Here is a 22,886-nt window from a genome sequence, read left to right as displayed (position 1 = left end):
CCGCGCCACGGCTGTCCCGATTTTCTTCATGCGCGTCAAACCGTTGCTTGCCGTTCTGCTTTGCTCGGCAATTGCGCTGCCGCCCGGCGGTTATGCGCAGCCGCGCGCCGATGCGCCGCCGCTCGAAACCGCGCCGGCGGACATCGGCATGCGGGCTGCTTCGCCCGGTCTTGCCGATGCCTGGTCGACGCTGCCGTCCGGCATTGCCGCCGGGGTGTTCGGCACATATGGGGGCGCGCAAAGCCGGCTGTCGGACGTATCGAATCATGCATCCGACGCAGCGCCCAATTGGCGCGCGCCGTTGCGTGCGCTGCAATTGCCCGATCTCGGCGACGGTTCCGGCGGCGCGCTGACGCCGCGGGCGGAGCGCCGTCTCGGCGAGCGCGTGATGCGCGAAGTGCGGCGCGATCCCGATTATCTCGATGACTGGCTCGTGCGCGACTACCTGAATTCGGTGGCGGCGAAACTGTCGGCGGCGGCCACCGCGCAATTCATCGGCGGCTACGTGCCGGATTTCGATTTGTTTGCAATGCGCGATCCGCAGATCAATGCGTTTTCGCTGCCGGGCGGCTTTATCGGCATCAACAGCGGGCTCGTCGCGACGACGCAGACGGAATCGGAACTCGCGTCCGTGATCGGTCACGAAATGGGGCACGTGCTGCAGCGGCACATCGCGCGAATGATCGGCGCAAACGAGAAGACCGGCTACGCGGCGCTTGCGACGATGTTGTTCGGCTTGCTCGCGGGCATTCTCGCGCGCAGCGGCGATCTGGGCAGCGCGATCGCGATGGGCGGCCAAGCGTTCGCGATCGACAACCAGCTGCGCTTTTCGCGCTCGGCCGAGCGCGAGGCGGATCGCGTCGGCTTTCAGTTGCTGGCCGGCGCGGGCTACGATCCATACGGGATGCCGGGCTTTTTCGAGCGGCTCGACCGTGCGTCGACGGGTGGCGATGCGGGCGTGCCCCCGTATGCGCGCACCCATCCGCTGACGGGTGAGCGGATCGCCGACATGGACGATCGCGCGCGGCGCGCGCCGTACCGGCAACCGCGGCAGTCGCCGGAATACGGTTTCGTGCGCGCGCGCCTGCGGATTTTGCAGAACCGTTCGTTGACCGATTACGCGAACGAGGTGCGGCGCATGCGCAGCGAAATCGACGACAGGATTGCGCCGAACGTCGCGGCGAACTGGTATGGGATTGCGCTCGGCGAGACGCTGGGCGGCCGGTACGATGAAGCGTCGCGCGCGCTCGCGGCGGCGCGCGACGCGTTGGCCCGCGATGCGGCGCGCGATGCCGGGGGGCCGCCGGACTCGCCCAGCCTCGACATGCTCGCGGTGCAGATTGCGCGCCTATCGGGCCGCGTCGACGACGCGGTGCGGCTTGCCGCGGCTGCGCACAAGCGATGGCCGGGCTCGCACGCGGCGATTGCCGCGCACTTGCAGGCATTGCTGGCCGCACGCCGCTACGCGGACGCGCAAACGCTCGCCCATGCCGAGACGCGCGCCGATCCCGGCCAGCCGGACTGGTGGAACTATCTCGCGCAGGCAAGCCTCGGCAAAGGCGATGCGCTGATGCAGCGCCGCGCGCTTGCGGAGAAGTTCGCGCTCGACGGCGCGTGGCCATCGGCCATCCGGCAGTTGCGCGAGGCGCGCGACAACAAGTCGGCGGGCTTTTACGAGCAGTCGATCATCAGCGCGCGGCTGCATGAATTTGAGGCGCGCTACAAAGAAGAGCAGGAAGACGACAAGGACAAGCGCGGTTGACGCGTGTGGCAGTTGCGCGTTCGTGCGCTGGTTCGTGGCGGCCGGTATCGGCATGCTGGACTGGCGCGCTCGCTTGGGCCGTGGGCCGCGGGCCTGGCGGCGGTGTTCCGGCGCGGCGTTCGAGCAAGCGCGGGCCGAATCCGGAATCCGAGGCGGCCGGCCCAGCGCCGCCTCGGGTCAGTCCGCGGCGTGTTTCCGCGGCTGCCGATTGCGCGTCGCGGGGCTTGCCACGAAGCCGAACCGCCGCGCGACGTCGTCGCGCCGGATCGGCTCGATGCGCAAGTCCACGCCGCCGCCCAGATGCAGTACGCCGTGCGTGCCATCGCCGTCGAGATCCGCGCGGTCGGCGAAGAGCCCGAGGTCGTGGTCGTGCAGTGCGGCGACGCGCGGCGGCGCCGACGCATCGGCGAACAGCACGCCGCCCGCATCGTCGAGCCACACGCCGGCAGGCTCGAACGCATGCCCTGTATGATCGGCGAGCGCGACGCGCGTGGGCTCGGCGCTATCCGGCACGATCCGCACGATCCACGGCGTATATGCCAGTTCGACATAGACGCGCTGCGGCCCGTTCTGGAAAAACCATTGCCCGTCGGCGTCGCGCTCGTAGTTGCGGCCGATGAAGTCGATCAGCGCCGGATGCCGGATGGGCGAGCCGAGCGCGCCCGCGGCTTGCGCCGCGTCGTCGCGCATGCGCCACACACCGCGGCGATCGAGCAGCAGCCATCCGACGCAATGCGCGACGTTCGGCCATTTGGCGAGTGCCTGCTTGACGATGTCATCCATGGTTGACGAAACGTAGGCAAAAATCGAAGATGCGCGCCGATAGCCAGTCGATGCGCCCCGGAAACGGGCCCGTCATGAAGCCTGCGTGACCGCCGTGCTCCGGCTGGTCGAGTTCGACCATGCGCGACACGTCGCGCGGGCCGGGCAGCGCCGACGCCGGCAGGAACGGATCGTTGCGCGCGTTGAGAATCAACGTCGGCACGTTGATCGCGGCGAGCAACGGGCGCGTCGTCGCCCGCGTCCAGTAGTCGTTCGCGTTGGCAAAGCCGTGCAGCGGCGCGGTGACGACGTCGTCGAAATCGTGCAGCGTGCGCGCGGCGAGCATCGCTTGCCTGTCGAAGAGACCGGGATATTGGTCGAGCTTCATCAGCGCTTTCGTTTTCAGCGTCTTCAGGAAGCTGCGCGTATAGACCAGCGAGAAGCCTCGCGAGATCGCCAAGCCGCCCGCATGGACGTCGATGGGCGTCGAGACGGCGGCCGCCGCCGCGACGATCGACGTGTCGCCGCACCGTGCGCCGAGCCAGTGCAGCAGCACGTTGCCGCCGAGCGATACGCCCGCCGCGACGAGCGGGCCGCGATGGCCGCTCGCGAGCCGCCGCAGGATCCAATCGACTTCGTCGCTGTCGGCGAGGTGATAGAAGCGCGGGCGCCGGTTCATTTCACCGCTGCAACTGCGAAAGTGCGGTACCGCGCCGTGCCAGCCGCGCGCGCGGGCGGCGGCCATCAGCATGCGCGCGTAGTGCGAATCGGAACTGCCCTCGAGGCCATGGAACAGCACGATGAGCGGCGCATCCGGCGTGGGGGCCGCGCCGTCGGGGTATGTGAGCCAGTCGACGTCGATGAAATCGTCGTCGGGCGTATTCCAGCGCTCGCGCCGGTATTCGACATCCGGCCGGCGTCCGAACAGCGCGGGAACGATCGTTTGCGCATGGCTGGTCGGCAGCCACAGCGGCGCGCGATACGGCGCGAAGGCGGCCGCCCGGGGGGGCTCGTCGGCAGCGGGAAGCGGAGGGAGCGCCGTACTCATCGCTGCGAACGCGCCGCGCTCAGTGAAGCGGCCCTTGGGCGTGGCGGATCTTCGCGGCGAACTCGTTCGCCGTGCGTTCGGGGATCGCGCTCGCATGGATATGCGCGATCCGCCATTCACCACGTTCATGGATCATCACGTAAGTTGTAAACACCATGTGCGGCGCGGCCGCGGGATCGGCCTGCTGCTGGTGCGCCTCGGCGACCGTATAGACGACGGTGCCGAGGCTGTCGTAGACGCGGATGTCGAGCGGCTCGATCGTCACGGGCTGGGCGGCAAGCCGGGCGCCCAAGCCGCTCCTGATCTGGTCGAGGCCGTGCAGGTGCGCGCCGTCCGCCCATATGCAGCTCGCGAAATCCTCGTCGATCCAGAGGGCCATCAGCGCATCGAGATTGGCGTCGGCGGTTGCCTGGTAATACGCGTTCAGCGTATCGGCGGCGGCTTCGAAGAGGCGGGCAAAACGTGGCATCGGGTCTATCTCTCGCGCGCGGCGCGCGCCATTTCATCGTACCGTTGGGGGGATGCGGGCGCGCGGCGCGCGACGCGAGCGGCCCTTGGGCCGCCCGGCGTCAACGTTGTTCGACGAGCATCCCGCGCAAATCGCTGAAAACCTGCTCCGGGCTCAGCTCGCGCAGGCAGTTCAGGTGGCCGAGCGGGCATTCGCGTTCGAAACAGGGACTGCATTCGAGATGCAGCCATTGTACCTTTGCCAGCTCCGACAGAGGCGGGGTGTGGCGCGGATCGGTCGAGCCGTAGAGCGCGATCAGCGGCCGCCGCAGCGCTGCGGCGACGTGCATCAGCCCGGAATCGTTGGTGACAACCGCGTTGGCGCGCGCGATCAGCGCGCACGCTTCGGACAGCGAAGTCTGGCCGCACAGGCTTTTCACGTTCGGCGCGCGCTCGGCGATGGCCTGCGCGGCGGCTGCATCCTTCGGCGAGCCGAGCGCGACGATCTGCGTATAGGGGAACGATTGGCTCACGCTTTGCGCCAGCGCCGCGAAATGCTCGGGCGGCCAGCGCTTTGCCGGGCCGTATTCGGCGCCCGGGCAGAACACGATGAGCGGTTTGCGTGTATCGAGGTTGAAGCGCGCGCAGACGCGCGCCGTCTCGTTCAGATCGGCGTCCAGGCGCGGCGGCGGCAGCGTTTTTTGCGCGTCGGGCAGCTTCGCGCCGGGCGCGTATGCGAGCGCCGCGTAATGCTCGACCATCGGCGGGCGTGCGTCCCGGGCCTTCGCGGGGTTCGCATGGCGCACGTTCAGGAGGCCGTAGCGATGCTCGCCGGTATAGCCGATCCGCAGCGCAATGCCTGCCATCCATGGAATCAGCGCCGATTTCAGCGAATTCGGCAGCACGTAAGCGGCATCGTAGCCGACGTCGCGCAAGTCGCTGGCGAGCTGCCAGCGCCGCAGCGGCTGCAGCTTGCCATGTGCGAGATCGGTCGCATGGACATCGTGAATCTCGGGCATGCGCTCGAGCACGGGCGCGACCCATGCCGGCGCCACGGCGTCGATGACGATGCGGGGATGCAGTTTTTTCAGTAGCGCAAAGAGCGGTTGCGCCATCAATGCGTCACCGATCCAGTTCGGTGCGATTACCAACGCTCGACGCATCAGGTCGATTTCCGATGTCGTGATGAAACGCGGCGCGCGTGCGCCGTGCTCGGGTTGTGGGAAACGGGGCGGCGGCGCGAGCCGGCCCGGCCGATCGCGCCGCGCCGGGCGCGGGGGCCGTGAGCCGGCCGGCCGCGGCTCAATGGTGGCCTTGCAGGACTTCGCCGTCGCGCAGCTTGTAGCGCGTGCCGCAGTACGGGCAGCGCGCTTCGCCGTGCGTGACGTCGATGAACACGCGCGGATGCGCGCTCCAACGCGGCATCGTCGGATTCGGGCAGTACGCGGGCAGATCTTTTGCCGTCAGCTCGATGAGCGGCATTTCCTTGATTTCACTCATGGGGATTCTCGTTATCGCGATGAAACGCGGCGCCGGCGCGCCGCGCGCTTAGATTTTCGTGAGCCAGTCCTGGTGCTGCGCGCTCTTGCCCGACACGACATCGAAGAACGCCGCTTGCAGCTTTTCGGTGATCGGGCCGCGCGCGCCGCTGCCGATCGTGCGGTTGTCGAGTTCGCGGATCGGCGTGACCTCGGCCGCGGTGCCGGTGAAGAACGCTTCGTCGGCCGTATAGACTTCGTCGCGCGTGATGCGTTTCTCGATGACTTCGATGCCGGCTTCCTTCGCGAGCGTGATCACCGTGTCGCGCGTGATGCCGTCGAGACATGACGAGAGGTCGGGCGTGAACAGCTTGCCGCGGTTCACGACGAAGAAATTCTCGCCGGAACCTTCGGACACATAGCCGTCGACGTCGAGCAGGAGCGCTTCGTCATAGCCGTCGGCGGTTGCCTCCTGGTTCGCGAGGATCGAGTTCACGTACCAGCCGGAGGCCTTCGCGCGCACCATCGACACGTTCACGTGATGGCGGGTGAACGACGACGTCTTCACGCGGATGCCCTTGGACAGACCTTCCTCGCCGAGGTACGCGCCCCACGGCCACGCGGCGATCGCGACATGGACCGTGTTGCCCTTGGCCGACACGCCGAGCTTCTCCGAGCCGATCCAGATGATCGGGCGCAGGTAGCACGATTCGAGCTTGTTCTCGCGGACGACTTCGCGTTGCGCCGCCTCGAGCGTTTCCTGGTCGAACGGCACGTCCATCTGGAAGATCTTCGCCGAGTTCAGCAGGCGCTTCGTGTGTTCCTTCAGGCGGAAGATCGCGGAGCCGCCGTCAGCCGTCTGGTAAGCGCGCACGCCTTCGAATACGCCCATGCCGTAGTGCAGCGTGTGGGTCAGCACGTGGATCTTGGCGTCGCGCCAGTCGATCAGTTTGCCGTCCATCCAAATCTTGCCGTCGCGATCGGCCATTGACATAGGTTTCTCCCGGTGAATGCGGTATTCGCGGAAAACGAGCGCGGTCAGCCTGTGTGCTCCGGTACGCGGCCGCGTCGAAAAGACGCTCATTTTAGCGTTTTTGCGCGAGCAACGGTCAGCAGGACCAAGGGGGCGGCGCTATAATCGCCGCATCAATCCCATCGCAACAATAATGGGCGGCAGCACGCAGCGCGCAACAATATTGCGGCGGCGCGCGCAAGCCGCCCGGCTTTGCGCGTCGAAGGCGCTTCCCATATCCGATGCTCGCCCGCTTTTCCGCCACCGACCGTTTCGCGTTCGCCCAAGGCGCCCGCGATTATTCGCCGACGCTGATGGCGATTCTGTCGTGGGGGCTCGTCACCGGCATTGCGATGAGCAAGTCGGTGCTGACGACGGGGCAGGCGCTCGGCATGTCGCTTCTCGTCTACGCGGGCTCGTCGCAGCTTGCGGTGCTGCCGCTGTTCGCCGCGAAGCTGCCGGTTTGGACGATCCTGTTGACGGCTGCGATGGTGAATACGCGCTTCGTGATCTTCAGCGCCGGGCTTGCGCCCCATTTCTCCCACCTGCCGCTCTGGCGGCGGCTCGCCATCGGCTATTTCAACGGCGACGTGATCTATCTGCTGTTCCAGAAGCAGGGCTTTGCGACGGGGCAGGTGCCGGGCAAGGAGGCGTACTTCTGGGGGATGGCGCTGTCGAGCTGGCTGTCGTGGCAGGTGTCGTCGCTCGCGGGGATCGCGCTCGCGAATATTTTTCCGGATAGCTGGGGGCTCGCGCTTGCCGGCACGCTCGCGCTGATTCCGATCATGGTGTCCGCGATCGCGAACCGCTCGACGCTTGTGGCCGTATCGGTTGCGGGAACCGTGTCGCTCGTCGCCTTCGAGTTGCCGTACCGGCTCGCGCTGCCGCTCGCGGTGGCTGCGGCGCTTGCCGCGGGCGTGATCGCGGACTGGATCGTCGAGCGCGCCGACTGGCGGCGCATTCGCGCCGAGCGGCGCGCGTGCGCGGAGGATGCCGAATGACCGATCTGCAGATCTGGTTCGCGATCGCCGGGATGACGCTCGTCACTGCGCTCACGCGCGCGCTGTTCCTGATTGGCGGCGAGCGCACGGTGCTGCCCGAGCGCGCGCAGCGCGCGCTGCGCTACGCGCCCGCCGCCGCGCTCGTCGCGGTCGTGCTGCCGGACGTGCTCGAGACGCCGGCCGGCATTTCGTTCGCGCTGTCGAATCACGATTTCTACGCGGCCGTGGCGGGCCTCGGATGGTTCCTGTGGCGGCGCAGCATGCTCGGCACGATCGTTGTCGGGATGCTGGTGTTCACGCTGCTGCGCGTTTTGGTGTGACGCCGGGCCGCCGCGCGTGAACGGGCGCCGGCGCGGCGCCGCGATGCCGGCGGCCGGTGTCTGGCCGCACCGCGCGCCGCCCATTGGTGCCATTGTGCGTTCGCCCGCCTGATCGCCGGAATTCGTCGCTGCTGATGGCCGCAGGACGGCAGCGCGGCAGTCGGATCGGCTAGAATGGCCCTTTCCGGAATTTCCCGCGCGTGCACGGCGCGAGCCTGGCCAGGCGAAGCCGGCGGGTCGCGCGAGGCGCCTTTCACGGCGGCCGCCCGCGCGCGTTCGAAGCGCCTTCCTTCACCAACCTTCATCCAGTCCCATGAGCCAAGTCAAGCGTCTTACCGATTTGATCGCCGAAGGCCAACTCTCCGGCAAACGCGTCTTTATCCGGGCCGATCTGAACGTGCCGCAGGACGATCACGGCAATATCACCGAAGATACGCGCATCCGCGCGTCGGTGCCTGCGATCCGGGCGGCGCTCGACGCGGGCGCGGCCGTGATGGTCACGTCGCACCTCGGCCGCCCGACGGAGGGCGAGTTCAAGCCCGAGGATTCGCTCGCACCCGTCGCGAAGCGTCTGGCTGAGCTGCTCGGTCGCGACGTGCCGCTCGTCGCGAACTGGGTCGACAACGGTGTGTCGGTCGCGCCCGGTCAGGTCGTGCTGCTCGAGAACTGTCGCGTGAACAAGGGCGAGAAAAAGAACTCGGACGAACTCGCGCAGAAGATGGCGAAGCTCTGCGACATCTACGTGAACGATGCATTCGGCACTGCGCACCGCGCGGAGGCGACGACCCACGGAATCGCGAAATACGCGGGCGTCGCATGCGCGGGCCCGCTGCTCGCGGCGGAGCTCGATGCGCTCGGCAAGGCGCTCGGCAATCCGAAGCGCCCGCTCGTCGCGATCGTCGCGGGCTCGAAGGTGTCGACCAAGCTGACGATTCTCAAGTCGCTCGCGGAGAAGGTCGATCAATTGATCGTCGGCGGCGGCATTGCGAATACGTTCATGCTCGCGGCGGGGCTGTCGATCGGCAAATCGCTCGCGGAGCCGGATCTTGTCGGCGAGGCGAAGGCGATCATCGACGATGCGCGAAAGCGCGGCGCGTCGGTGCCGATTCCGACCGACGTCGTCGTCGCGAAGGAATTCTCGGCGACGGCCGCGGCGACCGTGAAGAAGGTGAGCGAGATCGAGCCCGACGATCTGGTGCTCGACATCGGCCCGGAAACCGCGAAGGCGCTGGCCGGGCAGCTCGAGAAGGCGGGCACGATCGTCTGGAACGGCCCCGTTGGCGTGTTCGAGTTCGACCAGTTCGGCAACGGCACGAAGACCCTGGCGACGGCGATCGCGAATTCGGCCGCGTTCTCGATTGCCGGCGGCGGCGACACGCTTGCCGCGATCGCGAAGTACGGCATCCACGACAAGGTCAGTTACATCTCGACGGGCGGCGGCGCATTCCTCGAATTCCTCGAAGGCAAGAAGCTGCCCGCCGTCGAGGTGCTCGAAACGCGCGCATGATGCACGCGTCGTGATGATGCGTCCGGCGGGCCGCGCGAGGCGCGCCGGATGCACATGGCAGGCAGGACGATGCGGCGCCGGCGATGCGAGCCGGCGCGCGCGAACAAAGCGACGCCGGGCGCGAGCACCGGCGCGCACCGACGGAGGCGGCGGCGGCTGGGCCGCATGGCTTTCGGCTCTCGCAGCGACCCATCCAGCGCTTTTACTCAGTCAGACGAGGAGTTGCATGCATCGCGCCACCAAGATAGTCGCGACGATCGGCCCGGCCTCCAGCTCGCCGGAAGTTCTGCTGCAGATGATGCAGGCGGGGCTCGACGTCGTGCGGCTCAATTTCTCTCACGGTTCGGCGGACGATCACCGCGCGCGCGCCGAGATGGTTCGCGACGCCGCGCGCAAGGTCGGCCGGGAGATCGCGATCATGGCGGACCTGCAAGGCCCGAAGATCCGCGTCGGCAAGTTCGAGGCAGGCAAGACGATGCTCACGCCCGGCCAGCCGTTCATCCTCGATGCTGGCTGCGAACTCGGCAACGACGAGCGGGTCGGCCTCGACTACAAGGAGCTGCCGCGCGACCTGAAGCCGGGCGACGTGCTGCTCCTGAACGACGGGCTTATCGTGCTGAAGGTCGAGCGGGTGGTGGGCGACGAGATCCACACCACGGTCACGGTCGGCGGCGAGCTGTCGAACAACAAGGGGATCAACCGGCAGGGCGGCGGGCTGTCCGCGCCGGCGCTGACCGCGAAGGACATGGAGGACATCCGCACCGCGATGTCGCTCGGCGCGGATCTCGTCGCGGTGTCGTTTCCGAAGACCGCGACCGATATGGAAATGGCGCGCCAGCTCGCGAACATCGCGGGTGCGCCGTTCGGCATCAAGCCGAAGATGATCGCGAAGATCGAGCGCGCGGAGGCGATTCCGGCGCTGCAGGAGATTCTCGACGCATCGGACGGGATCATGGTCGCGCGTGGTGATCTCGCCGTCGAAGTCGGCAACGCGGCCGTGCCGGCGCTGCAAAAGCGGATGATCCGGATGGCGCGCGAATCGAACAAGCTCGTGATCACCGCCACGCAGATGATGGAATCGATGATCCACGCGCCGGTGCCGACCCGCGCGGAGGTGTCGGACGTCGCGAACGCGGTGCTCGACGGCACCGACGCGGTGATGTTGTCGGCCGAGACGGCGGCGGGCAAGTATCCGGTCGTCACGATCGAGGCGATGGCGGCCATTTGCGTCGAGGCGGAGAAGTCCGAGCAGGTCGAACTCGACCGCGATTTTCTGAACCGCACGTTCACACGAATCGATCAGTCGATTGCGATGGGCGCGCTTTTCACCGCATACCATCTTGGCGCGAAGGCGATCATCGCGCTGACGGAATCGGGCGCGACGGCGCTGTGGATGTCGCGCCACTACACGCATGTGCCGATCTACGCGCTGACGCCGCGGGTCGCCAGTGAGCGCGCGATGGCGCTGTTCAGGAACGTCACGCCGCTGCACGTCGATTTCGACAGCGATCGCGATTCCGCATTGCAAAAGGCGCTTGAACTGGTCGCGCGGCGCGGTTACGTCGAGCATGGCGACATGGTCGTGCTGACGGTGGGCGAACCGATGGGGCAAGCAGGGGGCACGAACACGTTGAAGATCGTGCGGGTCGGCGAGCATTACTGAGCCCGGCGGGCATTTGCCCGGGCCGGATCGAGCCAATCGCGCGGGTTTCCGACCCCGCGCGATTTTTTTGCTTTTTTCGCTTCAGTGCGGTCTGGAAGACGTAACAAACTGCCCGCCGAATGCTGGTTTGGTCTGAATCGGCGGCGCTTCGCGATAAAATGCGGCTATTCGACGCTCCCGCGTCGGCGGTTCCCCGCGCTCATTCACCTGCCGGGGCTCGCGCCGCACGCCGTGCAGGGCGCAAGGTTTTCATACAAGGAGTACCACAATGCCTCTCGTATCAATGCGTCAACTGCTGGACCACGCGGCGGAGCACGGCTACGGCCTGCCCGCGTTCAACGTGAACAACCTCGAGCAAGTGCAGGCGATCATGGCGGCGGCCGACGAAGTCGGCGCGCCGGTGATCATGCAGGCGTCGGCGGGCGCCCGGAAATATGCGGGCGAGCCGTTCCTGCGCCATCTGATCGAAGCGGCGGTCGAGTCGTATCCGCATATTCCGGTCGTCATGCACCAGGACCACGGCCAGTCGCCCGCGGTATGCGCGGCGGCGATCAGAAGCGGCTTTACGAGCGTGATGATGGACGGCTCGCTGGAGGCCGACGGCAAGACGGTCGCGTCGTATGAATACAATGTCGACGTGTCGAGAAAGGTCGTCGAATTCGCGCATGCGATCGGCGTGACCGTCGAGGCGGAGCTGGGCGTGCTCGGCTCGCTCGAGACGATGAAGGGCGACAAGGAGGACGGTCACGGCGCGGAAGGCACGATGACCCGTGAGCAACTGCTGACCGATCCGGAGCAGGCAGCCGATTTCGTCAAGCAGACGCAGTGCGATGCGCTCGCGATCGCGATCGGCACGTCGCACGGTGCGTACAAGTTCTCGAAGAAGCCGACGGGCGATATTCTGGCAATCGAGCGGATCAAGGAAATCCATGCGCGCATTCCGAATACGCACCTCGTGATGCACGGTTCGTCGTCGGTGCCGCAGGAGCTGCTCGCCGAGATCCGCGAGTTCGGCGGCGATCTGAAGGAAACCTATGGCGTGCCCGTCGAGGAGATCCAGGAAGGGATCAAGCACGGGGTGCGTAAGATCAATATCGACACCGACCTGCGCCTGGCGATCACGGCTGCGATTCGCCGCTATTTCGTCGAGAATCCGGCAAAGTTCGATCCGCGCGACTACCTGAAGCCGGCGCGCGAAGCGGCGAAGAAGATCTGCGTCGCGCGTTACGTCGCGTTCGGCTGCGAAGGTCAGGCAGGCAAGATCAAGCCGGTGCCGCTCGACAAGATTGCCGAGCGCTATAAGTCGGGCGAACTGGCGCAAGTCGTGCGCTGAATCGACGCGCAATAACGCGGACGGCGGCAACGTGCCGCCGTTGTCCGATTGCCGGCCCGCTGTGCTGTAAGATCGCCGTTCCCGCGTATCGACGGGAACGGCGTTTCCCTTTTTGTTTGGCCCTCATTTCTGCGAAAAGACGATGTCTACCCTTTACGAATCCACGCTGCGCTCGCTGCCGCTTCTCGGCCGCGGCAAGGTCCGCGACAACTACGCGGTCGGCCGTGACAAGCTCCTGATCGTGACGACCGATCGCCTGTCGGCGTTCGACGTCATCATGGGCGAGCCGATTCCGAACAAAGGGCGCGTGCTCAACCAGATGGCCAATTTCTGGTTCGGCAAGCTCGCGCACATCGTGCCGAACCATCTGACGGGCGACGCGCCGGAATCGGTCGTCGCGGCCGACGAAGTCGAGCAGGTGCAAGGGCGCGCGGTGGTGGTCAAGCGTCTCGAGCCGATCCTGATCGAAGCGGTCGTGCGCGGCTATCTGGCCGGCAGCGGCTGGAAGGATTATCAGGCGACGGGCAAGGTGTGCGGCGTCGAACTGCCGGCCGGCCTGCAAAACGCGCAGAAGCTGCCCGAGCCGATCTTCACGCCGGCGGCAAAGGCCGAGCTTGGCCACCACGACGAGAACATCTCGTTCGAGGAAACCGAGCGCCGCATCGGCACCGAGCTTGCCGCGACGATCCGCGACATCTCGATCCGCTTGTACAAGGAAGCGGCCGACTACGCGGCGACCCGCGGCATCATCATCGCCGATACGAAGTTCGAATTCGGCCTCGACAACCACGGCGAGCTGTACCTGATGGACGAGGCGCTGACGGCCGATTCGTCGCGCTTCTGGCCGGCCGATCAGTATCAAGTGGGCACCAATCCACCGTCGTTCGACAAGCAGTTCGTGCGCGACTGGCTGGAGACGCAGGACTGGAACAAGACGCCGCCCGCGCCGAAGCTGCCCGACGAGGTGATCGCGAAGACGAGCGCGAAGTATCAGGAAGCGCTCGAGCGAATCACCGGCGGTACGCTCGCCTGATTCGCGCCCCGATTGATTGACGCGAGGAAGCGCACGATGAGCGAAGTACAGAACGCCCAACATCACACGCACAGCGCGCCGCTGGTCGGCGTGCTGATGGGCTCCAGTTCCGATTGGGACGTGATGCGGCATGCCGTTGCGATCCTGCAGGAGTTCGGCGTGCCTTATGAGGCCAAGGTCGTGTCCGCGCACCGGATGCCCGACGAGATGTTCGATTACGCCGAGAAGGCGCGCGAACGCGGCCTGCGCGCGATCATCGCGGGTGCGGGAGGCGCCGCGCACCTGCCGGGCATGCTCGCCGCGAAGACGACGGTGCCCGTGCTCGGCGTGCCGGTGGCGAGCAAGTATCTGAAGGGCGTCGATTCGCTGCACTCGATCGTGCAGATGCCCAAAGGCGTGCCTGTCGCGACGTTCGCGATCGGCGAGGCGGGCGCGGCGAATGCGGCGCTGTTCGCGGTGTCGATTCTGTCGGGCACGTTGCCCGATTATGCGAACCGGCTGGCTGGCTTTCGCGTGCGGCAGAACGAGGCCGCGCACGCGATGGTGCTGCCGCCGCTGTGATGCGGGCGGCCAAGCGGGCTGGGCGGGAGCGTCCGGGCCGTCTGTTGCCGCCGATTCCTGAAATGAAACAACGTCCGCGCTGCTTTTCACCGCTTTCCCCCGGGGAGCGGCCGACATGCGTGCCCGACGCAACCGCCGTCGGGGCGCCGGGCGGCGCGGCGAGTACTTGTCGATCCGGAAACCGGCGCACGGGCGCCGAAGCCGGTCCTATGCAAGGCTGACATGACTGCAATCCCCACTCCGATTTCTCCGATTCTGCCCGGCGCCTGGCTCGGCATGGTCGGCGGCGGCCAGCTTGGCCGCATGTTCTGTTTTGCCGCGCAGGCGATGGGCTATCGCGTCGCGGTGCTCGATCCCGATCCGGCAAGCCCGGCGGGCACCGTCGCCGACCGGCATTTGCGTGCCGCTTACGACGACCAGGCGGCGCTCACCGAGCTTGCCCAGCTTTGCGACGCGGTGTCGACCGAATTCGAGAACGTTCCGGCGGCCAGCCTGGATTTTCTCGCGCAGACCACCTTCGTCGCACCGGCCGGCCGGTGCGTTGCGATCGCGCAGGACCGCATCGCCGAGAAGCGCTTTATCGCGGCCTGCGGCGTGCCGGTCGCGCCGCACGTCGTGATCGAAACGGCTGATGCGCTCGCGGCGCTCGCCGACGCCGAACTCGAGGCGGTGCTGCCCGGCATCCTGAAGACCGCGCGTCTCGGATACGACGGCAAGGGGCAGGCGCGTGTCGCGAGCGCGCAGGACGTGCGCGATGCGTATGCGGCGATGGGCGCGGTGCCTTGCGTGCTCGAGAAGCGTCTGCCGCTCGCATTCGAGGTATCGGCGCTGATCGCGCGCGGCGTGAACGGCGAGGCGGCGACGTTTGCGCTCGCGCAGAACACCCATCGCGGCGGCATTCTGGCGCTGAGCGTCGCGCCCGCTCCCGCGGCGAGCGACGTGCTGGCGAGCGACGCGCTCGAAGCGGCGTTGAAGATCGCCGCCTCGCTCGATTACGTCGGCGTGCTGTGCGTCGAATTCTTCGTGCTCGAAGACGGTTCGCTCGTTGCGAACGAGATGGCGCCGCGGCCGCACAACTCCGGCCATTACACGCTCGACGCGTGCGAGACGAGCCAGTTCGAGCAGCAGGTGCGCGCAATGACGCGGCTGCCGCTGGGCAGCACGCGCCAGCATTCGCCCGCGGCGATGCTCAACATACTCGGCGATGTGTGGTTCGCGCATGGCGGTCCCGCCGACGCAGGCGCGTTGCCGCAGCCGGTTACGCCGCCGTGGGATCAGGTCGCCGCCATGCCGACGGCGCGGCTGCATCTGTACGGCAAGGAGGATGCGCGGATCGGCCGCAAGATGGGCCACGTGAATTTCACCGCGGCGACGCTCGACGAAGCGGTCGAAGGCGCGAACGCGTGCGCTCGGCTGCTGCGCATCGCGCTCGATTGATGGGGCGGACGATGTCGAACGATCGACCGTTTCCGAGCGCCGCGCAGATCGCCGACGCGGCCGCGCGGCTCGACGCGGGCGAGCTGGTCGCGTTTCCGACCGAGACCGTCTACGGGCTCGGCGCCGATGCGCAGAACCCGGCCGCTGTCGCACGGATCTATGCGGCGAAAGGGCGTCCGGCGAATCATCCGGTGATCGTTCACCTCGCGCCGGGCAGCGATCCGGGCTACTGGTCGGATGCGCTGTCTGCCGACGCGCGCAAGCTGATGGACGCGTTCTGGCCGGGCCCGCTCACGCTGATCGTCAAGCGCGCCGCGCGTATTCCCGATGCGGTGAGCGGCGGCCAGGATTCGATCGGGTTGCGCTGCCCGTCCCATCCGGTCGCGCAGGCGCTGTTGCGCGCGTTCGATGCGCGGCGCGGCGGGCATGGCGGCGTGGCGGCGCCTTCGGCGAACCGTTTCGGCCACGTGAGCCCGACTACCGCGCAGCACGTGCGCGACGAATTCGGCGGCACGGTGCAGGTGCTCGACGGCGGTGCGTCCGACGTTGGCATCGAGTCGACGATCGTCGATTTGTCGCGTGGATTTCCGGCGCTGCTGCGCCCCGGCCATGTGACGCCGCAGCAGATTGCCGACGTGCTCGGCGTCGCGCCCCGGTTGCCCGACGGGAGCGATGCGGGCGCGCCGCGCGCATCCGGCACGTTGAAGGCGCATTACGCGCCGCGTACACCGCTTGCGCTCGCGCCATTCGAGCAACTCGACGCGTGGCTTGCCGCCGCGCGTGCCAATGGCGAGCGCGTGGCGCTCGTCGCGCGCCCGACGAGCGCGCGTGCGTGGGCGCACGCGGACGGCGTGCATTTCGTCGCGGCGCCCGAAGACCCGCAAGGGTATGCGCGCGAGCTTTACGGGCTGCTGCGCGCGCTCGATCGGGCGCGGGTCGCGCGCATTCTGGTCGAGAAGCTGCCGGATACGCCCGAGTGGGCCGCGCTCAACGATCGGCTTGGCCGCGCGGCGGCGGCGTTCGACGCCGAGCAATGACACATGCGCGGATTGCGCGTGCCGCTGCCCGCCAGGACGCGGCCGCCCGTGTGCAGCGCATGGGGGCGTCATTGCTGGCACGCTGCCATGTCCGCGCCGGCGTGGGTGAAATCGGATCACGACAAAAAATGCCCGGCTCGCGTCACGCGAGCCGGGCATTTTCCTTAGATGCGCGAAATCGGCCGCGCCGGGTTCAGCGGCTGATGCCCGCCGCCGCGATCTGCTGCTTCACATACTGCGCGAGCAGCGTATGCATACGCGTGCTTGGATGGAGCGGGTCGGCGAACATATAGGTCTGGTCGGCGTCAGGCGTCGTATACATCGGCGGCGAACAGAACAGCGCCCATGCGAACACCGACGGGTCCGGCGCGCCCGCCGCCGCGCCGGCGGCCTCCATCGCCTGCAAATTGCACGCGGTGCCCGTATTCGTCACCGAGAAGCCGTAAGTCTTCGCGTTCGCGGCGATGTTGTTCGCCCATGTGAACAGATCGAGGACCGCGACCTTCGCCGGATCGACGTTGAGCGCCTTCAGCGATGCGGCAAGCGTGCCGTTGAAGAGCTGCGACATTTGCGTGAACGCGCCCTGAGCGCCGGCCGCCACGGCCACCGGCGTTTGCCCCATATCCCGTGTGTTCGCGACAAACACGTGCGTCGCGCCCGCTGCGACGATCTGCTGGATGATTCCCGCAAGCTGCTGCGCGGCCGCGCCGACTGCCTGCCCGGCCGCCTGTTGAGCCGCCGGCGTGTTGCCGGCCGTTTGCACGGCCTGCATCTGGTAAAGAATGTCGGCTTCGCCGACGGTCACGAGCACGATCTGGTTCGAATTGAAACTGCCGTGCTGCTGCAGATATTGCTGGACCTGCGTGGCGACCGGCACCGTCGTCGCGCCGGCGTAATCGGCGTTCGGTGTGCCCTCGGGCGCATGGCCGATGCCGGGTTGCTGCGATACGCGTGCGCCGCCTTGCGCGTAATCCAGGCCGCCCGCGGCCTGCAACGGCACGCCGACGCCGCCTTCGAACGCGGGCGTGAGCGTGTTGCCGTAATAGGCGGCGACTTCTTGCGTGAAGACTTGGCCGGGGTTCGTCGTGAAGCGTCCGCCGCCGCCGAACAGATGCTGGACTTGCTTGGCGTAGGTGCCGGCGTCCGACAGGCTGTCGCCGAATGCGACCACCTGCATGTTCGCGCGGCCGGCGGTGGCGGGCGTGTCGTCGCCGCCGCCGCAGGCGGCGAGCACGGCGAGCAGCGCGCCTGCGCATGCTGTTTGGGCGGTGCGGCGCAGCAGGCGGGTCGTGAAGCGGGCGGAAGAGAGTAGCGTTGGTCTCGTATTCATGATTTTGTCGGTCAAGAGGGAATTCGCGTGGCCGGGCTTGCGTCGCGTCAGGCATCAATGCGGCGCATCGAGCCCCGAAAGGCAACCGGCGATGAGATTATCGGAGGTACGGTGCCGGTGGTTTGTGCGCAAACGGACCTTCGCGCGCGCGATGTGTGCGCCAGATCGCAGGAGCGGTTAAGGCTTTGTCCCAGTGGGGTACGAGTAGATTTACGGCGTCACTCCGAACGCTCTCGTCAGACAAAAAACGCCTGGTTCGCGCGATGCGAACCAGGCGTTTTCGGGCGGCGCGGGCGATGCGCCGGCGTCAGCGGGATCAGTTGCCGATACCCGCCGCTTTGATCTGCTGCTCCATGTATTGCGCGAACAGCGCGTGCAGGCGGGTCGTCGGGTGAACGGTGTCGGCGAACATGTAGGTCTGATCGGCGTTCGACGCGGTGTACATCTGCGGCGAGCAGAACAGCGACGAGCCAAAGGCGGTCGGATTCGGCACGCCGGCCTTGGTGGCGGCGGCGATCATCGATTGCAGGTTGCACGCAGTGCCGTTTGCCGCCACCGAGAAGCCGTTCGCCTGATAGTTCGCGGCGATCTGGTCTTGCCACGTGAACGCGTCGATCAGCACCGCCTTCTTCGGATCGACGTTGAGCGCCTTCAGCGCTGCCGCGAGCGTGCCGTTGAAGAGCGTCGTGACCTGCGTGAACAACGCCTGCGCCTGCGCGCCGCCCGACAACGCAAGCGGCGTGTTGCCGATGTTCGGCACGTTGACGACGAACACGTGCGTCGCGCCCGCCGCGACGATCTGCTGAACGATTCCCGCGAGCTGCTGCGCGGCGAGGCCGATTTGCTGCGCGGCTTGCTGCAGGGCGGCCGGCGTCGAGCCTTGCGCCTGCGCGACCTGCACCTGATAGAAGATGTCGTTCGCGCCGCCGTTGATCAGCACGATCTGGTTTGAGTTGAAACTGCCGTGCTGCTGCAGGTATTGCTGCACTTGCGTCGCGACAGGAGTGGTCGTTGCCTGGGCGAAATCGGCGTTCGGCGTGCCCGCGCTCGCGTGGCCGACGCCCGGCTGCTGCGTCACGCGCGCGCCGCCTTGCGCATAGCCGTAGCCGCCCGAGGCTTGCAGCGGCACGCCGAAGCCGCCTTCGAACGCAGGCGTGAGCGTGTTGCCGTAATAGGCGGCGACGTCCTGCGTCCACACCTGGCCCGGATTCGTCGTGAACCGGCCGCCGCCGAAGCCCAGCAGGATTTTCGGCGAATAGGTGCCGACATCCGACAGGCTGTCGCCGAACGACACGACCTGCATGTTCACACCGGCGCCCGCCGCCGGCTGCCCGTTGTCATCGCCGCCGCCGCACGCGGCAAGGGCGGCGAGGGCGACGCTTGCGAGCACGGCCTGCGCGTAGCGTTTCACGCGTGCGGCGCGAGTGGGTTGTGACGGTCGTTGCGGCTGGTTCATGCGGGTATCTCCTCGTAGGTATGTCGGTGTTGCATGGTGTGCGCCGGGCAGCGAAGCGGCCGGCGCGGTAAATCGCTGAAGCCGTGATGCGAGGCGCCCGCGCGCTTATCGTCCGCGGCGCACGGTGGCGAGCGCTGACGCCTCGGCGGTGTCGGACGCCGCCCGTGCATGATAAGCGCTCGCCCACTCGGGCGGTCCGATAATCGCGCGCAGTTTGTTGCGCCATCCGTCGGCCGTCCAAGCGTCGACGGCCATCGACCGCCATTCGGCGAACGTCGCGACGAGCGGATTGTTCGAGTGCAGCGGCTCGACGATTCCGTACTCGGGCGGATCACGCGGATCTTCTTCGACGAAACTGCCGAACAGCCGGTCCCAGATTACCAGGACGCCTGCGTAATTACGATCGATGTAGCGCGGGTTGCGCGCATGATGCGCGCGATGGATCGACGGCGTATTCAGCACATATTCGAGCCAGCCGAGCTTGCCGATCGTCTGCGTGTGGACGAAGAACTGGAACGCGAGATTGATGAGCACGATGCCGACGATCTGCTGCGGCGCAAAGCCGAGGAACGCCAGCGGCAGCCAGAATGCCCACATGCCGGCGATCGGATACATCAGGCTTTGCCGCATCGCGGTCGAGAAGTTCAGGCGCTCGGACGAATGGTGAACGACGTGGGCGGCCCATAGCCAGCGCACGCGATGGCTCGCGCGATGGAACACGTAGTAGAGCAGGTCTTGTGCGACGAACAGCACGGCGAACGACAGCCACGTGTCGTCCCACGTGAACAGCCGGTAATGCGTATAGCAGTACGCGTAGATGGGAAGCACGACGATCCACGCCAGCTTGTCCGCGCCTTGATGCATCAGCGCAAGCGCGGCGTTGCAGAGCGTGTCGCGCAGGCTGTAGATCGCCTCCGCGGGGCGCGTGCGTGAGACGTGCCATGCTTCCCAGCCGATGCACAGCAGGAAGACCGGCGCAAGCGCGAGCAGCAGCAATTCGATGCTGAATTGCACGATTGTCTCCCCATTATTGCGAATCGGGCGCCGGGCGGCTCGATGCGGTGCGTGCGGCCTGGTGTCTTCGGTTGTAGCCGAAAGGGTACGCAATCGACGTACCGGGCGCGAGAGTGTTTCGTAGAGGGAATCTTCGATGGGTAGTGCACGGCCGCCGGCGTGCAGGCGTGGCCGGCGGACGTTTTAAGCGATGACGGCGCGCCGGCGTGCGTCGCGCGCGAAGCGGCGCGTGTTTGGGCGCGGATTTGAACGTGTCAGCGCGGCCCTTCGTACACCCATTCGAGGAGCGCATCGTGCGCGGCGCGTGCGGCGCCCGCGCGATCGTCATTGATGAAGCTGACGACGACGTAGCTCGATCCATCCGCCGAGCCGACGTAGCCTGCGATCGCGCGCACGTCGCGCAGCGTACCGGTCTTGATATGCGCATTGCCGAGCACCGGCGCGTTCGTCAGCCGGTTTTTCATCGTGCCGTCCACGCCCGCGATCGGCAGCGAATCGACGAACGTCTGCGCGACGGGGCTCGCGTTCGCCGCCTGCAGCAGATCGGCGAGCGCGAGCGCGGATACGCGCTCGTTGCGCGACAGCCCCGAGCCGTTCTCGAGCGAGAGTCCGGCCGTCGGCAGACCGCTTTTCGCGAGAAACGCGCGGATCGTGCTCGCCGATCCATCGGGCGTCGCGGGCGGGTGGCCCTTCACCGCGCCGATCGTGAGAAACAGGTTGCGCGCCATCACGTTGTTGCTGAACTTGTTGATGTCGTGGACGACGCTCGACAGCACCGGGCCGTGATGCGTGGCGACGAGCCGGGCGCCCGCGGGCACCTTGCCTTCGCCGACCGTGCCCGTGAACGCGCCGCCCGTTTGCCGCCACAACGCGAGAAAGCCGCGCGCGAAGAACACGGTGTGGTCGAGCACGGCGATGTTGGTCGTCGTCGGCCCGCAGCGCTGCGAATACGCGCCCGCGAACGACGCGTCGAGCGCGCCGTCCGCGCCCATCGACACGGCGGGGCGTGCGGCGGCGGCCGCGGCCGCGCCGCACGCGCCGTTGCCGGCGACGAGCGCGTTGTCGATCGTCAGATCCGACAGCGCGGGCAGCACGTCGATCGCGACGGCGCCGTTGTCGGTCGGCGTCACCGTGAACGACAGCGACTTGAATGCATAAAGCAGCGGATCGGGGCCGACGTTGTACGGTGCGCTCACGTCGTCGTCGAGCGGCGGCAGGTCGCGCGTTTGCGGCGCGAAGAACGTCTTGTCGAGCACGAGCGCGCCGTCGATGTTGACGATGCCCATGCGCCGGATACGGTTGACCAGGTCGATCAATTCTTCCGGCACGAGCTTCGGGTCGCCCGTGCCTTTCACGTACAGCGTGCCGTGCAGCGTGCCGCTCGCGTCGACCGCGCCTTGCGCGTAAGCGGTCGTGCGCCAGCGGTAGTCGGGGCCGAGGAGCGACAGCCCCGCATAGGTCGTGACGAGCTTCATCGTCGATGCGGGCTGCATCGCGCGGCTTGCGTTCCATGCGACGACCGGCGATGGATTGCCGATCCGCTCGACGACGACGCTCACGCTCGATGCCGGCACGTGGGCACGCTGCAGTGCGGCGAGCATCGGCGCCGGCAGCACGCCTTGCGCGGCCGACACGGCGGCCGCAGCCGGCCGGTGCGGCTTGGTCTGGCGCGCGCTGGCGGGCGCGGCGAATGCGAGCGCGGCGGCAGCGGCGGCGAGCATCGCGCCGCGCAGAATCGCGCGGCGGGCGCTTGCGGCGCAGCGGCGCGGGCGGGATGGGCGGCACACGCTGGCTGGAGCGGCGAGGTGACGGGCAGGTGGATTCATCGACGAATATCGGGATACCGGAACAGGAAAGGCGCAGCGAACAGCCGTGCGCTTGCGCGGCGGCGAAGGCGCACATTGTAGAGAAAACGGCGCGTACCGCGCTGCATCGCGCCGTTGTCCGCGCGTGCACGGCACGGCACGGCGCTACAATGTCCGCCATCGTGAATGCATGCGACGGACGTTTTTCAGAATGCGGATATTGCTAGTCGAAGATGATCGGATGATCGCCGAAGGAGTGAGAAAGGCGTTGAAAGCCGATGGTTGCGCGGTCGACTGGGTCCAGGACGGCGAAGCCGCGCTGACCGCGCTTACCACCGGCGAGGCGCACGACCTGCTGCTGCTCGATCTCGGCCTGCCCAAGCGCGACGGTATCGACGTGCTGCGCGCGCTGCGCGCGCGCGGGCTCGCGCTGCCCGTGCTGATTCTCACCGCGCGCGATGCGGTTGCCGATCGGGTGAAGGGCCTCGACGCGGGCGCCGACGATTATCTCGTCAAGCCGTTCGATCTCGACGAGCTTGCCGCGCGGATGCGCGCGCTGATCCGCCGCCAGGCGGGGCGCAGCGAATCGCTGGTCCGCTACGGCGCGCTGACGCTCGATCCGGCGTCGCATCAGGTCACGCTCGACGGCGCGCCCGTGGCGTTGTCCGCGCGCGAATTCGCGCTGCTCGAGGCGCTGCTCGCGCGTCCCGGCGCGGTGTTGTCGAAGAGCCAGCTCGAGGAGAAGATGTATGGCTGGGGCGAGGAGATCGGCAGCAACACCGTCGAGGTGTATATACACGCGCTGCGCAAGAAGCTCGGCTCGGACCTGATCCGCAACGTCCGCGGCCTGGGCTATATGGTCGTGAAGGAATCGTAGCGC

21 protein-coding genes are annotated in these 22,886 nt (G+C 67.3%); 11 read left to right on the top strand and 10 right to left on the bottom strand.

What is annotated here, in order from left to right:
* The first annotated feature begins 28 nt into the window (after nucleotides 1–28).
* Entirely contained in the window at nucleotides 29–1,762 is a 1,734-nt protein-coding gene (locus tag WS68_RS04095; RefSeq protein WP_059569533.1) for a M48 family metalloprotease, read from the top strand.
* Between the two features lie 177 nt (nucleotides 1,763–1,939).
* On the opposite strand, the gene WS68_RS04090 is transcribed toward WS68_RS04095, so the two are convergent.
* The 6 genes from WS68_RS04090 to WS68_RS04065 all read right to left on the bottom strand — a co-directional run bounded on the left by WS68_RS04090 (nucleotide 1,940) and on the right by WS68_RS04065 (nucleotide 6,491).
* Complete coding sequence (locus WS68_RS04090; RefSeq protein WP_059569532.1) at nucleotides 1,940–2,545, bottom strand: DUF2946 family protein; 606 nt, start codon at nucleotides 2,543–2,545, stop codon at nucleotides 1,940–1,942.
* Nucleotides 2,538–3,572: a YheT family hydrolase gene (locus tag WS68_RS04085; protein ID WP_059569531.1), complete on the bottom strand. Its 1,035-nt coding sequence runs from the start codon at nucleotides 3,570–3,572 to the stop codon at nucleotides 2,538–2,540. Before WS68_RS04085 ends, WS68_RS04090 begins: the two co-directional genes overlap by 8 nt.
* A 19-nt stretch (nucleotides 3,573–3,591) precedes the next feature.
* Nucleotides 3,592–4,041 carry a nuclear transport factor 2 family protein gene (locus tag WS68_RS04080; RefSeq protein ID WP_059520562.1) on the bottom strand — a complete coding sequence of 150 codons (450 nt, stop codon included), beginning with the start codon at nucleotides 4,039–4,041 and terminating at the stop codon, nucleotides 3,592–3,594.
* A 100-nt stretch (nucleotides 4,042–4,141) separates the two neighbouring features.
* Complete coding sequence (gene waaF, locus WS68_RS04075; protein WP_059569530.1) at nucleotides 4,142–5,182, bottom strand: lipopolysaccharide heptosyltransferase II; 1,041 nt, start codon at nucleotides 5,180–5,182, stop codon at nucleotides 4,142–4,144.
* Nucleotides 5,183–5,321: 139 nt separating this feature from the next.
* Complete coding sequence (locus WS68_RS04070) at nucleotides 5,322–5,519, bottom strand: zinc-finger domain-containing protein (RefSeq protein ID WP_059520560.1); 198 nt, start codon at nucleotides 5,517–5,519, stop codon at nucleotides 5,322–5,324.
* A 48-nt stretch (nucleotides 5,520–5,567) separates the two neighbouring features.
* Entirely contained in the window at nucleotides 5,568–6,491 is a 924-nt protein-coding gene (locus WS68_RS04065; protein WP_059569529.1) for a branched-chain amino acid transaminase, read from the bottom strand.
* A gap of 260 nt (nucleotides 6,492–6,751) precedes the next feature.
* On the opposite strand from WS68_RS04065, the gene WS68_RS04060 reads away from it, so the two are divergent.
* The 9 genes from WS68_RS04060 to WS68_RS04020 all read left to right on the top strand — a co-directional run bounded on the left by WS68_RS04060 (nucleotide 6,752) and on the right by WS68_RS04020 (nucleotide 16,401).
* A complete protein-coding gene (locus WS68_RS04060; RefSeq protein ID WP_059569528.1) occupies nucleotides 6,752–7,510 on the top strand; it encodes an AzlC family ABC transporter permease in 759 nt (252 codons plus the stop codon).
* A complete protein-coding gene (locus WS68_RS04055; protein ID WP_059569527.1) occupies nucleotides 7,507–7,830 on the top strand; it encodes an AzlD domain-containing protein in 324 nt (107 codons plus the stop codon). The genes WS68_RS04060 and WS68_RS04055 overlap by 4 nt, the downstream gene beginning before the upstream one ends.
* A 313-nt stretch (nucleotides 7,831–8,143) precedes the next feature.
* A complete protein-coding gene (locus WS68_RS04050; RefSeq protein WP_059569526.1) occupies nucleotides 8,144–9,337 on the top strand; it encodes a phosphoglycerate kinase in 1,194 nt (397 codons plus the stop codon).
* Between the two features lie 226 nt (nucleotides 9,338–9,563).
* Entirely contained in the window at nucleotides 9,564–11,000 is a 1,437-nt protein-coding gene (gene pyk / locus WS68_RS04045) for a pyruvate kinase (RefSeq protein ID WP_059569525.1), read from the top strand.
* 268 nt (nucleotides 11,001–11,268) lie between these two features.
* On the top strand, nucleotides 11,269–12,333 hold the full coding sequence (fba, locus tag WS68_RS04040) for a class II fructose-bisphosphate aldolase (protein WP_059520554.1): 1,065 nt from the start codon (nucleotides 11,269–11,271) through the stop codon (nucleotides 12,331–12,333).
* A gap of 142 nt (nucleotides 12,334–12,475) precedes the next feature.
* Complete coding sequence (locus WS68_RS04035; RefSeq protein ID WP_059569604.1) at nucleotides 12,476–13,366, top strand: phosphoribosylaminoimidazolesuccinocarboxamide synthase; 891 nt, start codon at nucleotides 12,476–12,478, stop codon at nucleotides 13,364–13,366.
* A 36-nt stretch (nucleotides 13,367–13,402) separates the two neighbouring features.
* Nucleotides 13,403–13,927, top strand: a complete 525-nt coding sequence (gene purE, locus WS68_RS04030; protein WP_059520552.1) for a 5-(carboxyamino)imidazole ribonucleotide mutase — start codon at nucleotides 13,403–13,405, stop codon at nucleotides 13,925–13,927.
* Nucleotides 13,928–14,149: 222 nt separating this feature from the next.
* Nucleotides 14,150–15,364, top strand: coding sequence for a 5-(carboxyamino)imidazole ribonucleotide synthase (locus WS68_RS04025; RefSeq protein WP_059569524.1), 1,215 nt, complete (start codon nucleotides 14,150–14,152; stop codon nucleotides 15,362–15,364).
* An 11-nt stretch (nucleotides 15,365–15,375) separates the two neighbouring features.
* The gene (locus tag WS68_RS04020; RefSeq protein ID WP_059569603.1) at nucleotides 15,376–16,401 is read left to right on the top strand and encodes an L-threonylcarbamoyladenylate synthase; all 1,026 of its coding nucleotides are present in this window, start codon (nucleotides 15,376–15,378) and stop codon (nucleotides 16,399–16,401) included.
* A 193-nt stretch (nucleotides 16,402–16,594) separates the two neighbouring features.
* On the opposite strand, the gene WS68_RS04015 is transcribed toward WS68_RS04020, so the two are convergent.
* From WS68_RS04015 to dacB, 4 genes are all read right to left on the bottom strand, one after another.
* The gene (locus WS68_RS04015) at nucleotides 16,595–17,731 is read right to left on the bottom strand and encodes an SGNH/GDSL hydrolase family protein (protein WP_059569602.1); all 1,137 of its coding nucleotides are present in this window, start codon (nucleotides 17,729–17,731) and stop codon (nucleotides 16,595–16,597) included.
* 316 nt (nucleotides 17,732–18,047) lie between these two features.
* Nucleotides 18,048–19,187: an SGNH/GDSL hydrolase family protein gene (locus WS68_RS04010; RefSeq protein WP_059569523.1), complete on the bottom strand. Its 1,140-nt coding sequence runs from the start codon at nucleotides 19,185–19,187 to the stop codon at nucleotides 18,048–18,050.
* Between the two features lie 105 nt (nucleotides 19,188–19,292).
* A complete protein-coding gene (locus WS68_RS04005) occupies nucleotides 19,293–20,201 on the bottom strand; it encodes a sterol desaturase family protein (protein WP_059569522.1) in 909 nt (302 codons plus the stop codon).
* A 254-nt stretch (nucleotides 20,202–20,455) separates the two neighbouring features.
* On the bottom strand, nucleotides 20,456–22,027 hold the full coding sequence (dacB, locus tag WS68_RS04000) for a D-alanyl-D-alanine carboxypeptidase/D-alanyl-D-alanine endopeptidase (protein WP_059569521.1): 1,572 nt from the start codon (nucleotides 22,025–22,027) through the stop codon (nucleotides 20,456–20,458).
* Nucleotides 22,028–22,217: 190 nt separating this feature from the next.
* On the opposite strand from dacB, the gene WS68_RS03995 reads away from it, so the two are divergent.
* The gene (locus WS68_RS03995) at nucleotides 22,218–22,883 is read left to right on the top strand and encodes a response regulator (protein WP_059569520.1); all 666 of its coding nucleotides are present in this window, start codon (nucleotides 22,218–22,220) and stop codon (nucleotides 22,881–22,883) included.
* The last annotated feature ends 3 nt before the right edge of the window (nucleotides 22,884–22,886 follow it).

It is taken from the genome of Burkholderia sp. TSV86 (assembly GCF_001522865.1).
Lineage (GTDB): Bacteria > Pseudomonadota > Gammaproteobacteria > Burkholderiales > Burkholderiaceae > Burkholderia.
Note: the sequence above shows the minus strand (reverse complement) of the source record. Positions and strands in the feature narration are given on the sequence as shown.